This is a genomic window from Faecalicoccus sp. LCP19S3_E2, assembly GCF_052121255.1.
GTDB lineage: Bacteria > Bacillota_I > Bacilli_A > Erysipelotrichales > Erysipelotrichaceae > Faecalicoccus.
Window position 1 is genome coordinate 213,624 of the sequence record NZ_JBQKEP010000003.1, and the last position, 12,713, is coordinate 226,336.

Annotated in this window: 13 protein-coding genes; 12 read left to right on the top strand and 1 reads right to left on the bottom strand. The window is 37.0% G+C overall.

Annotated features, from left to right (window positions below):
- Window positions 1-128 precede the first annotated feature (128 nt).
- The 3 genes from ACTQX6_RS04370 to ACTQX6_RS04380 are packed head-to-tail and all read left to right on the top strand — an operon-like array spanning window position 129 to window position 3,128.
- Window positions 129-1,445: a MurT ligase domain-containing protein gene (locus ACTQX6_RS04370; RefSeq protein WP_117445350.1), complete on the top strand. Its 1,317-nt coding sequence runs from the start codon at window positions 129-131 to the stop codon at window positions 1,443-1,445.
- On the top strand, window positions 1,442-2,191 hold the full coding sequence (locus ACTQX6_RS04375) for a type 1 glutamine amidotransferase (protein ID WP_117445351.1): 750 nt from the start codon (window positions 1,442-1,444) through the stop codon (window positions 2,189-2,191). Before ACTQX6_RS04370 ends, ACTQX6_RS04375 begins: the two co-directional genes overlap by 4 nt.
- 13 nt (window positions 2,192-2,204) lie before the next feature.
- Entirely contained in the window at window positions 2,205-3,128 is a 924-nt protein-coding gene (locus ACTQX6_RS04380; RefSeq protein WP_117445352.1) for a hypothetical protein, read from the top strand.
- A gap of 87 nt (window positions 3,129-3,215) precedes the next feature.
- Here the strand turns inward: ACTQX6_RS04380 and ACTQX6_RS04385 are convergent, their stop codons facing one another.
- Window positions 3,216-4,073, bottom strand: coding sequence for an alpha/beta fold hydrolase (locus ACTQX6_RS04385; protein WP_294686948.1), 858 nt, complete (start codon window positions 4,071-4,073; stop codon window positions 3,216-3,218).
- A gap of 133 nt (window positions 4,074-4,206) precedes the next feature.
- Here ACTQX6_RS04385 and ACTQX6_RS04390 point away from each other — a divergent pair, with 133 nt between their 5' ends.
- The 9 genes from ACTQX6_RS04390 to araD all read left to right on the top strand — a co-directional run bounded on the left by ACTQX6_RS04390 (window position 4,207) and on the right by araD (window position 12,706).
- Entirely contained in the window at window positions 4,207-6,252 is a 2,046-nt protein-coding gene (locus tag ACTQX6_RS04390; protein WP_317396066.1) for a BglG family transcription antiterminator, read from the top strand.
- A 120-nt stretch (window positions 6,253-6,372) separates the two neighbouring features.
- Complete coding sequence (locus tag ACTQX6_RS04395) at window positions 6,373-7,401, top strand: 2-hydroxyacid dehydrogenase (protein ID WP_117445355.1); 1,029 nt, start codon at window positions 6,373-6,375, stop codon at window positions 7,399-7,401.
- Window positions 7,402-7,414: 13 nt separating this feature from the next.
- Entirely contained in the window at window positions 7,415-8,041 is a 627-nt protein-coding gene (rhaD, locus tag ACTQX6_RS04400) for a rhamnulose-1-phosphate aldolase (protein WP_294686952.1), read from the top strand.
- Between the two features lie 54 nt (window positions 8,042-8,095).
- Complete coding sequence (locus ACTQX6_RS04405; protein ID WP_441657705.1) at window positions 8,096-8,251, top strand: hypothetical protein; 156 nt, start codon at window positions 8,096-8,098, stop codon at window positions 8,249-8,251.
- A gap of 112 nt (window positions 8,252-8,363) precedes the next feature.
- Complete coding sequence (locus ACTQX6_RS04410; RefSeq protein WP_117445357.1) at window positions 8,364-9,779, top strand: PTS galactitol transporter subunit IIC; 1,416 nt, start codon at window positions 8,364-8,366, stop codon at window positions 9,777-9,779.
- A 77-nt stretch (window positions 9,780-9,856) separates the two neighbouring features.
- Window positions 9,857-10,351, top strand: coding sequence for a PTS sugar transporter subunit IIA (locus ACTQX6_RS04415; RefSeq protein ID WP_117445358.1), 495 nt, complete (start codon window positions 9,857-9,859; stop codon window positions 10,349-10,351).
- A complete protein-coding gene (locus tag ACTQX6_RS04420; RefSeq protein ID WP_117445359.1) occupies window positions 10,348-10,650 on the top strand; it encodes a PTS sugar transporter subunit IIB in 303 nt (100 codons plus the stop codon). The genes ACTQX6_RS04415 and ACTQX6_RS04420 overlap by 4 nt, the downstream gene beginning before the upstream one ends.
- A gap of 60 nt (window positions 10,651-10,710) precedes the next feature.
- A complete protein-coding gene (locus ACTQX6_RS04425; protein WP_294686956.1) occupies window positions 10,711-12,000 on the top strand; it encodes a sn-glycerol-1-phosphate dehydrogenase in 1,290 nt (429 codons plus the stop codon).
- A 4-nt stretch (window positions 12,001-12,004) separates the two neighbouring features.
- The gene (gene araD / locus ACTQX6_RS04430) at window positions 12,005-12,706 is read left to right on the top strand and encodes an L-ribulose-5-phosphate 4-epimerase (RefSeq protein ID WP_441657332.1); all 702 of its coding nucleotides are present in this window, start codon (window positions 12,005-12,007) and stop codon (window positions 12,704-12,706) included.
- Window positions 12,707-12,713 lie beyond the last annotated feature (7 nt).

Sequence of the window (12,713 nt, forward strand, 5' to 3'; positions counted from 1 at the left end):
TTCACTTTTTTAGAGAGCTATTTTCTTGAACAAGAAACACTTTTGAACATGAAATCTGTCTGGAGAAAAAGGTATTCTATAGATACTGCTAGACACATATTGTATAATAGGGGATGGGAGCGTGAAGTATGAAAACATTATCGATAGTATCGACAAAATTAAGTGCCTTTCTTTTACGATTGATTGGCCGTGGTGGTTCTTTACCAGGCTCAATCGGTTTAAAAATAGATTCAAATATTTTATCTAAATTATCCTTTTCCGGCCCTATCATTCTTGTCACCGGAACAAACGGAAAAACAAGTACCGCCAATATGATTGCCGATGTTTTATCAACAGCCGGATACGATGTGATTTCCAATCGAAAAGGCGATAATTTAAAAGCCGGTATCGTAACTACCTTATTGACACAGGCAACACTTACAGGAAAAGTTAAAGCCACCGCCTGTGTTCTGGAAGTTGATGAATTAAACATTCGACATATTTTACCGGCAATACCGGTTACGGCCCTGGTTGTAAATAACTTTTTCAGAGATCAGTTAGATCGTGCCAGAGAAATGGAGCAGTTGATTCATTCCATTGAAAATGTACTGCCTGAGTATGATAAAGAATTGATTTTGAACGGAAATGATCCTAATGTACTACGTTTAGCACTTTGTGCACCAAAAGCGCATTGTACATATTTTGGAATTGACAAAAATCAATATTCTGTGGCATCCACTAAAGAAGCCAGCGAAGGAAAATTCTGTCCAAAATGTGGTCATAAACTGGAATATGAGTATTATCAGTATTCACATATCGGTTCTTTCCACTGTTCAAATTGTGATTTTAAAACACCATCACTGGATGTTTGTTTACAAAATATTGATCTGGAAAAAGAAACATTTGTGTACGACAATCAAACCATACATTCACCATATGAAGGGATGTATTCCATGTATAATTGTGCTGCCGTGATTGCCCTTGCGCAGTTTTTACACATTGATATAAAATATGTCTTATATGTCTTTCAACATGCGCCGCAGCCAAAGGGAAGAAATGAGCATTTCAAGAAAGAGCAAAAGGAATGTATTTTGAATTTGATCAAAAATCCAACCGGTGCCAATGAAGTCATGAAAGTTATTGATAAGGACGAAGACGATAAGGTTGTCTGTATCGTTTTAAACGATCATGAGCAGGATGGTACGGATGTCAGCTGGATCTACGATACTTTCTTTGAAAAGGTTTGTAAGCCTTCGACAAAAAAAGTCGTTTGTACAGGAACCAGAGCCTATGATATGGCTTTGCGCATCTATTATGAAAACTATAAAGGACCGATTGAGATTGCCGAATCGATCGAGCAAGCTATTCATTCCTCTCTTTCTGACGGTTTAAAATGTTATGCGATTGCGACATATACGGCCTTATTGCCAACACGAAATGCCATAGTAAAGGAGATGTCAAAATGAGCCACTCAATAAAAGTATGTTGGATGTATCATGACATCATGGATCTTTACGGAGACAAAGGAAACATGATGGTCTTACAAAAGCGATGTGAAGATCGCCAGATTGATTTTCACCTGGAAACTTGTGCTATCGGTGAAAAGAAAGATCTTTCTTCGTTTGATCTGGTATTTTTAGGTGGCGGCGCCGATAAAGAACAAATCAGTTTAATTCCTGATTTATTAAAACGTAAAGAAAACATCCAGAAAGCCATGGATGAAAACACCTTTATTTTATTGATCTGTGGCGGTTATCAGCTCTTTGGTCAATACTATATTGCCGCCGATGGATCTCGTATTGAAGGTCTTAAATTTTATAATTATTATACGGATACCGGAAAGCAGGGAACTCGTTGTATCGGAAACATCATCATTGATGCAAAATTAGATGAACTTCACACAAAGATCATTGGCTTTGAAAACCATGGCGGGCAAACATTACATGTTACACATCCACTTGGTAAAGTCTTACATGGGTTTGGTAATGCCTTTGATGCCGGCTATGAAGGATTTTATGATGGGAAAATTCTGGGTACTTATCTGCATGGACCGTTATTGCCTAAAAATCCAGATGTTGCGGACTTTGTGATCACAAAAGCCATTCAGAAAAGAAATCCTGATTTTACGATAAACGATTTAAAACCGCTGGATAATACGTTTGAGGAAAACGCAAGAAAGGCGTTATTAAAACGATTCCAGATTCAGGAATAGGAGGAAGTGTTTTATGAAAAAAATACTGTCTGTATTATGTTCGATCTTTATCGTTTTACTGTTTACCGGTTGTCAGGAAAATGATCCGACAATCTCTTTAAAAAAGGATGTAACCTTTGAATTAAAAGATGTTATGACGATTACCAACGATGAATCCAATTCAATCTATTATTACTATATGGCAACGATCACCAACGATTCAAAGGATACCTATTCGACCAATGACGTTGTATATTCCATAACCGATGATGGCAAAGAACATTTAAATCCTATTGACCAACATGAATCGATGCCGATCACAACGGTTTTACCGGAACAAACGGCCTATGTCTATGGATATATCGGCTTCCCCAATAATAATCAAAATGACATGGGATTCTATTTTAAGGATTCAGGTGAGTTCTTATCCTTTAACAACGTTAATGTTCGTAAGGCAACGAATCAAGATATCAAAGAATCAGAGGGTTTGGAATTTACGATGTACGAGGACAACGCCTTAAAGATTGAAATCAATGCCGAGGATGTAAAAGCACAGTTTGAAAATGGAAAGACAACACTATCGGATTTAAAGGTCACCTATACCAATAAAAGTGAACAACAGATCGTTGTTCCTTATCTGGTACCTAAAGCAGATCTAAATGGAATCTTACTTACAAATTATACGGATAAAGGTGATTTTTCTTCCATGAATGAAGATCAAATCAAAAAAATTGATTTTACGACCAACGGATTAGCCCCTAAGACCGATCCAATTGAGGGTAAAGCCTTTGGATATATGGTTGAATATTTAGATCCGGAGCAGAGCATTGAATGTAACGTTGGTTTTACATTCGAGAATGCTGCCATCAACTATCAGAGCAAGAATAAAGATTGCTTCGACATTCATCTGGTTTCCAGTGCATTTGGCATTACGCATGATATGACGGTTTCTTATTAAAAATAAAAACAAAACGAGCCTATATCATATCTAGAATATTGTATAGGCTTGTTTTATATTATAAGAATTAGAATTCGTCTTTCGTTTTTATTTTTGATGCGCTTTTTTATCTTTCATTTTATTAAGAAGGTGTTTCCAGTTTGGCATGTATTGACTTTCTTCAGCTTCTTTTTTTCGTCTTTCCTTGATTCTTTGTTGCTTATCTTTTTCCTGAATCCAAGATTTCACAAAGCGAATATATTCCTGAGGATGCCCAAGACTGAAAGCGCCATGCGTATAATTTTGTAATACAAAAATTTGCGCATGTGGCATCGCCTCGTGCAGAAGATTTGCACTTTCTTTCACGATCTTTTTCTCGCGTTGTCCCACTAATATTGCAACTTTGCCTTGTACTTTTTCAAGACCAGATGGCATCTCGTAATGATAAGTCGCATACAATTCATTCCTTACTGTCTCTTTAGACATGACTTTGTAGTTTTTATAATATTCCTCCAATGCGAAATCATCATTAAATTTGGTATAATACATAAATGAGTTAAAGAATTTGTTTTTAGCCAGAGAATTGAGATGAACCGCTGCAAAATCACTCCAGCTGTGTATTTTTTTTGTTTTCATCATGACACTTTCAATCATGATATAGTCGCTAAAATCCGGGCGTTTTGCCAAAATCTCAGTTACGATCTGTCCACCTAAACTAAAGCCGGCCAAAACCTGAACGTGACCGTCATAATTTTGCTCTATATATTCAATAATTGAAGTTGCCGCATCTTGAATGGTGGTAAAACCAGAGTGATTCTCGCTTTGTCCATTTAAGACTGGCAAAAGAATCGTATAGTCTTTCTTTAATTCATCTACTTCTTTTTTGAAACTGAAACTAGACAAACATTCTCCATGAATATAGACAAATAGTGGCTTGTTTTTATTTTTATAAATTTTAAATTCCATGTTGTACCTCTTAGCATTATTATAGAGAAATATGTTGCGAAAGAGTTGTTTAAGTTTTTGCGTTTTTCTCTGCAAAAAAATGAACTTCTTCTAAATTTATGTTTTGTTACAATATACTAGGATTGGTGTAGTTATGAATAAAAGAAATAGAGATATTATTTTATACTTTTTGGATTGTATCCAGTACGATAAATCGTGTACATTACAAGATTTGATCACACACTTTGATGTGTCAGAGCGTACAATTCGCTATGATTTAGATACAATTTCCGAATTTCTTCAGACAAATGGACTGTCTCCGGTTCTTTTTAAGAATGATGGGACAATTTATTTAAAAGATGATCCAAAATTAATTTCTGATGCCTTGAAACAAAATGATTTTTATTCCTTTAAACTCAGTAAGTCGGAAAGAGCAGATATGATTTCCTATCTGCTTTGTGATTCACAAGAATACATGACTCTTCAACAATTGGCAGATATTTTGTTTGTATCACGATCAACGATCATTCACGATGCAGAAACCGCAAGAGAGAATCTTAACGCCTACAATCTGAAAATTGTTCCCATGTCTAAGGGATTATTGATACGTGGAAAGGAAAGTGATCGAAGATTACTTTTGATGCGTTTGCTTTGTCAAATGACCATTATGTATTTCCACCAGTATGATGAAACACATCTACTTCCGGCCAAAGATCAGGAAAGACTTCATCAAATAATCCGGGATGCGGAAATTAAAAATCATATGTTCTTTACAGAAGAAGCATTTCATGATTTGATCGAATATTTAACCTTGATGATCGAGGAACAGAATAAGGGGCGATTGGTTGAAATTGACTATGTGATTCAACATATTTCCATGCAGAATATGGCGGATGATATCATTCATTCCATGGTAGAGTCTTTTGGTATCCAATATACCTTGGCTGAAAAATATTTATTAAGTGATATTTTATACAATATGAATTATTTAAAAAGAAATGATGTCGATGAAAAGCTGATGCGAATTCAGATCAGTACCAAAAAGTTTATCGATGCTTTAACAGAAGATTTGGAAATTAATCTTCATTCTGATTTCATATTTTATCAAAACCTGGTGAATCACCTGCAATCTACTTTTAAAGATATTGAGATGGAATTTGAAAGTAGTCGCTCTTTGCTCAATAATGTGATGAAACAATATCCGCATGTCGTATCGGCCGTTCGCAGGCATATCGGCCCTATGGAAGACATAGTGAAAAGACCGATATCAGAGGATGAGATTGCCTATATCACGATTCATATTTGTGCTGCTATGGAACGTAAAAAGAACCGTAAATCTTTGTCGGTCTTGCTTGTTTGTGATTCAGGAGGCAGTGAAATACAATTACTAATTTCAAAATTAAGAAAATTCTTTAGTTTTTATGTGGTAGAAGTAATACCAAGGCATGCACTTTCTTCCTATGATGTTTCTTCCATTGAACTGATCATCACTACGGTTCCGGTAGAAGAAAATCGCTGTGAGACCATTCTCGTACATCCGGATTTGAGTGATACGGAATGTTTGCTTCTTGGTGAGAAAATCGATAAATTGAAACGAAAGGGAAAATCGGATCAAAACGAGAATTTTCGTGAGTTACAGATTATTATTGCCAATGCGATACAGCGAAGTGGGGATGATAAAAATGAGATCTATAAAAATATTATCGAGGATATTAATACACAATATTACGGTGTAGGCCACAATAAAGTGGTTTTGAGCAATTTATTGTATAAACATATTCAGTGTGATGTAGAAGCGAACACATGGCAGGAAGCAATCGTGCAAAGCGCACTGCCTTTACTTCAAGAAAAAATCATCACGCAAGTTTATATTGATCAAATGATTCGAAATGTAGAAGAAAACGGTCCCTATATCGTAATAGCTCCTGGCTTTGCGCTACCACATGAATCACCGATTGGCACCAAAAAGATGGCTATGAATTTGATTCGTCTAAAACATCCGGTACTCTTTCATGCGGAAGGATCGGATCCGGTAGAATTCATCTGCTGCTTGGCCACTGTAGATAAAGATACACATCTAAAACCTATGTTTCATTTAATGAATCTTTTGGCAAGACCTTTATTCATGGAAGATTTGAAAAAGGCAAAAACGCCAGAAGAAATCTATCGGATTTTTGTACGTTATGAAGCATTATTATAAGTTCATGAGAAATCATGGACTTTTTTTGCACGAAAGTCTGAAAGAAACTGTTCTTCCGATTTAATCTTCTTTCTTCTATATTTAAGTTAAAGAACAAGAAAATGAAAAGGAGATGGATTTATGAAATGCGTTGCGATTGGCGACATGTTCTTATCGGAAGAAAGTTTTAAAACCGTTTTAGAGCCATGTGGATTGTTCGATTCGTATGTTGGCTTTGAATGGAAAAAAGATTTAGGAAGAAAAGAGACAAGAGAGCTGATTCGAAAAATTGAAACCGAGGGGAGTGAAGCGTATCCACTTCCTGAAAAAATCGCAAAAGAGATTGAAGATGCCGATGTAGTTTTCATTCACATGTGTCCTATTGGAGAAAAAACAATTGAAAATGCCAAAAATCTAAAGTACATCATTACCGCTCGCGGTGGTGTTGAAAACATTTGTTTGGAAAAGGCAAAGGAAAAAGGAATTCGTGTGATTCATTGTCCTATGCACAATGCGCATGCGGTAGCTGAACTCACCGTAGGATTAATGATTTGTGAAACAAGAAATGTTAGTCGAGCAAACTATGCGCTCAAACATGGAGAATGGCGTGAAAAATATCCAAATTCCGGTCAAATCAAGGAAATGAGAAGCTCCACAATTGGATTGATTGGATTTGGCGCTATTGGAAGACTGGTTGTTGGTTTATTAAGACCATTTCACTGTTGTATTTTGATCAATGATCCGTATGTACCAAAGGAAGAAATAGAAAAATATGGATGCAAAGCTGTATCAAAGGAGGAGCTTCTTAAAGAAGCAGATATTGTTTCTTTACATGGGCGTATCGGACCTAATGATCCACCCATCATTGGAAAAAAAGAACTTTCTATGATGCATAAAAATAGTTATCTCATCAACACAGCTCGTGCAGTCTTAGTGGATATGGATGCATTGTATGAAGCTTTAAAAGCTCATGACATTATGGGGGCAGCTATTGATGTATTTCCTAAAGAGCCACTGCCAGACAATTATCCATTATTAAGTTTAGACAACTGTACATTAACAAATCATAGAGGCGGCGACACGATTGATTCTTATAACCGGGCTCCGGAACAGCTGCTGGAACAGTTTCAGGAAGTATTAAAAACAGGAAGTACAAAATACATGATTTAGGAGAATAAAACACATGAAAGTATTAGATACAAAATTTTTTAACGAATATATTGATATGGCTCTTCATGGGGATGCATTGGGATGGCATGAACGAAATGGAGGAAACTTCACCTATTGGATGACAAAAGAGAATGTAGATGAGGTCAAGGAAGAGCTTTCTTTGGATGGGGAATGGAGACCTATCGGAACTTGTGTTCCTTTTTTAGCAAATGAATATTTTTTAATCAGCGGTACAGGTAAATTCTTTCATAATATGCGAAAGGATCCAACATCTACAACAGGTATCATTCAAGTTAATGAAAGCGGTGATCAATACAAGATTTGTTGGGGATTTACTGATGGGGGAAGACCAACAAGTGAGCTTCCTACACATTTAATGAATATGGAAGTAAAAGGTCAACAAGATAAAAAGAATCGAATTATTTACCATTGTCATTGTCCTAATGTAATCGCTATGACGTTTATTTTACCTTTAGAAGATAAGATTTTTACACGTGAGCTTTGGGAAAGTATGACAGAGTGCCCAATCATTTTTCCTGAGGGTGTCGGTGTTGTGGAATGGATGGTTCCCGGCGGAAAGGAAATTGCGATCAAGACCAGTGACTTGATGAAAAAACATAAATACAATGCTGTTATCTGAGCACATCACGGTGTGTTCTGTTCAGGAACCGATTTTGATTCTACTTTTGGATTGATGCATACGATTGAAAAAAGTGCGGAAATTTGGATCAAAATACACTCTTGTGAAAACAAAAAAATACAGACGATCACACCAGATGGCTTTCGAAAACTTGCCAAAGAATTTGGCGTTATTCTAAATGAAGAGGCTTTATTTGAAAAAAATTATTAAGAGTTCAATTTTCTGCAGAACAAATTGAAAAAGACTACTCTTCTATTATTATCATAATCATTTTATATTGTAAGCGTATTCAAACGTATTATCTAGATAGGAGGGAGAAAATATGGTAGTACTTGAATTTCTAAAATCGATGATCGATAACATGAGTGCCCCTATCATTGTGCCGATTATCATCTTCATCATTGCCTTGATTTTTAGAGTTAAGCCTCAAAAAGCATTCTTATCCGCTTTGGAAGCTGCAGTTTCTCTACAAGGTATCTCGATGATGGTTTCTGCTTTTACACCTATCATCACACCGTTGATTCAGAATATGTCAGATTTTATGGTCAACATTACCGGTGTAGAGCTAAATGTGTTTGATGTTGGATGGCAGGCAACTTCACTGGTAGCCTTCTCGACCAGTGCCGGTATGATCTACTTAGGATTAGGTATCGTACTTCAGACTGTACTGTTTCTGATCAAATGGACAAAATGTTTTCAACCATCGGATTTGTGGAACAACTATTCTTACATGGTATGGGGAGCCATGGTTATCTTTGTAACAGGCAGTTTCCCATTAGGTATTGCTTGTATGGTTCTATGTAACTTGTACAGTTTGCTCGTTGCGGATCTATTGGCAAAACGTTGGTCAAATTATTATCAGTATCCAAACTGTACGATTATTGCGATGCATAATATTGAACCAGGTTTGTTCGCCATCGTAATTGATCCAATTTTGAATCTTTTAAAATTGAATAAAGTTAAGTTAAATCCTCAGACAATTCAAGATAAGATCGGTTTCTTAGGTGAACCTATGACAATCGGTTTCATTCTTGGTTTAATCATCGGATTATTAGGAAATGTTGCGAATTTAGGATCTATGGAAGGATGGGGATCAATCTTGTTATGTGCGGTTGCGACTGCTGCCGTCATGGCTATCTTCCCGAAAATCACAGGTTTCTTTGCACAGGCATTTGCTCCGATTACAGAAGCTGCCCGTAAATTCATGGGTAATGCCGGAGATCGTGAATGGTACATTGCCGTTAACGATGCTGTAGCTTATGGTGAACCTGCTACTTTGACATGTGGCTTATTGTTGATGCCAATCATGGTATTTATCGCATTCTTCCTACCAGGAAACCAAACGTTACCAGTTGTTGACTTAGTTGCTATTCCATACATGGTTGAAGGTTTAGTTGCCGTATTCCATGGAAATATGGCTAAGGTCTTAGTAACTGCTGTTATTTGGTTCAGTATTGGTTTGTTGATGTGTACAGCTACAGCCGATTTGTTTACACAAGTTGCTATTGATGCAGGATATGCGATTCCAGCTGGTGCTGCCATGATCACAAGCTTTAACATTTTAGGAAAGCCGTTAGTTGGTTTAGTCTTCTTCGCATTCTTGACTGGCAATCCATTATGGATTGGTTTGACCGTTGTTATCTATGCAGTGGCTTATATCTTATATCGTATGAATGACAAAAAGATCGAAGCTCACTTGGAAAACATGGCTGCCAAAAATGCCGGAGCTGAAGCTTAATTCAATGGTTTTCTACGCAGTAGTGAATTAAAACCTCACTACTGTTCCTTAAAAAATAGATAGTGAGGAGGTAGAAGGTGATCTGGGAAGATATGGACAGTGACCTGATCTTACTGAATCGAGATGCCAATTGTGAAGATGATGTCTTTGAAATCTTAGGTGGAACATTTATAAAAAAAGGATATAGTAAAGAATCTTATGTACAAGCCTTAAAAGATCGAGAAGCCGACTATCCAACAGGTCTTGATATCAATGGATTTGGTATCGCCATTCCTCATACGGATTCAAATCATGTGATTAAAGAAACAGAAGGTATCATGACTTTAAACAAACCAGTTAAGTTTATTCAAATGGGAAGTGAAGATATCGAAGTGGATGTAAATGTAGTTATGATGTTGGCAATTGAAAATCCTCAACAACATATTAAAAAGTTGCAAAGAATTCTAATGATCGTCCAAGATGAATCTGTATTGAGAAAAATTTATCATGCGAAAACACCACAGGAAGTAATCGAATGTATCAAGGAGAAAGAAAAACAAATTGAAATACAAGAAGGAGGTCTTTATTCATGACATCAGTTAATATTCTCTCTATTTGTGGTTCAGGTACTGTAACAAGCAGTATGGTTGCAGCAAAATTAAAAGATAAATTAGCTGCATATGGTTATCAAGTTAATGCGACAGAAGCAAAACCTACAGAAGCTTTAAACTTAGCGCAGTCTGGACGTTTTGATATCATCGCAAATACAAGTCCACTGCCAAAAGGAGATTATGGAATTCCTTGTGTAAATGCATTTGCCTGCATTACCGGTATGGGCGAAGATAAATTCTTCGAAGATGTTGTTGCTGCATTGAAATCAGTAGGTAAATAAAAAATAGGCAATGATGTCAAGCGATGTCATTGCCTTTATTAAAAATGAGGAGGAATATACATGAAAGTAAATATCGATGAAATTCAAAAGCTTTGTGATGCTTCCAGAGATCAACGTATTCTCGTGGATGATATCATCATTGAAAAAGGAGCCATAGAAAAATTACCTGAAATTATGAAGGAAAAATATGGACAGTATAAAAAAGTGGCTATGGTCTGTGATGAAAATACATATGAAGCAGCCGGTAAAAAAGTGGAAGAACTACTTCCAGATGTAATAACGATCTGTTTGAATCCGGAAAACCTTCATGCTGATGAACATGGAGTTGGTGCGGCCAGTGAGAAATTAGATCAATATTCGGATCTGGATTTTATGATCGCATGTGGTTCTGGAACTATCCATGATATTACCCGTTATTATGCTTATGAACATCATATGAACTTTTTATCGATACCAACAGCTGCCAGTGTAGATGGATTTGTATCCACAGTAGCTGCCATGACTTGGCACGGGTTCAAAAAAAGCTTTACAGCTGTAAGTCCTATCTTTGTATTGGCAGATAGTGAAATCTTCTCTAAAGCACCAATGCGACTGACTGCCAGCGGTGTTGGAGATTTGATTGGAAAATACACTTCAATCGCAGATTGGAAGATTGGACACGTTATTACTGGAGAATATATCAGTTTACCGGTCGTAAAATTAGAGCAAGATATCTTGCAAGATTTAATTGATAACCTTGATGGATTAGGAGCACACGACTTTACTGCTTATGAAAATTTAATGTATGGCCTATTACTAAGTGGTTTGGCAATGCAGATGATCGGTAATTCCAGACCGGCATCCGGTGCAGAACATCATTGTTCGCATTTATGGGAAATTTGTGCTATCAACGATCCAATCGATTTCTATCATGGTGAAAAAGTTGGTGTTGGTTTATGTCTAATCTCCGAAGTTTATAAAAATGCACTTGCCAAGATCAAAGAGGGAAATTATAAAGTTAAAAATTCAGTCGATGTAGAATTTGATCTAATTCATTCCAAAGTAACAAATGAAGCTTTACAACAAGAAATCATTAAGGAAAATACTCCAAATTTATTAGCTAATATTCATGGTTCTCTATTAAAAGAGAAAGAAAATGAAATCATTGCAATATTAGAAGAGTTACCTTCGTCAGAAGATATCATTTCCTGGATGAAGAAAGTTAATGCATTGACCACAATGCACGAATTAACATTAGATGAGAGCTTAAAGCCTTTGACATTACGTATGAGTCCATATGCGCGTCAAAGACTTACCTTCATGAGATTGTTAAAATTCTACGATTTCTATGATGAGATTATTGGAGAGTAATACTATGTTAGAAAATTTAAAACAAAAAGTATTGGAAGCCAATCTGCTGCTTCCCAAATATGGACTGATTACCTTTACCTGGGGCAATGTCAGTGCCATCGACCGGGAAAAGGGGATCGTGGTCATCAAACCAAGCGGTGTCGATTACGATACGATGAAGGCCGAAGATATCGTGCTGGTCGATCTGGAAGGCCATATTGTAGAAGGCAGTCTAAAACCAAGCTCCGATCTTCCAACCCATCTGGAGTTCTACCGAAACTGGAAGAACATCGGCGGTGTGGTGCATACCCATTCCAGATGGGCGACAAGCTTTGCCCAGGCCGGTCTGGATATCCAGGCCCTGGGAACGACACAGGCTGACTACTTCTATGGAAACATACCGTGTACAAGACTCATGAGTGAAGAAGAGATCCACGGTGACTATGAGCTGGAGACCGGAAAGGTGATCGTGGAAACATTTAAGGAAAGAAACATCGATCCCGATGAGGTACCGGCGGTTCTTGTCCATTCCCACGGCCCATTCTGCTGGGGTACGGATGCGTTCAATGCGGTACACAATGCCGTGGTTTTGGAAGAGGTGGCCATGATGAATACGATGGCAACCCTGTTAAGAAACAATGCCATCGAACCGATGCAGCAGGTGCTTTTAGATAAACACTTTAAAAGAAAGCACGGACCAAACGCCTATTATGGGCAATCTAAATAGGTGATGT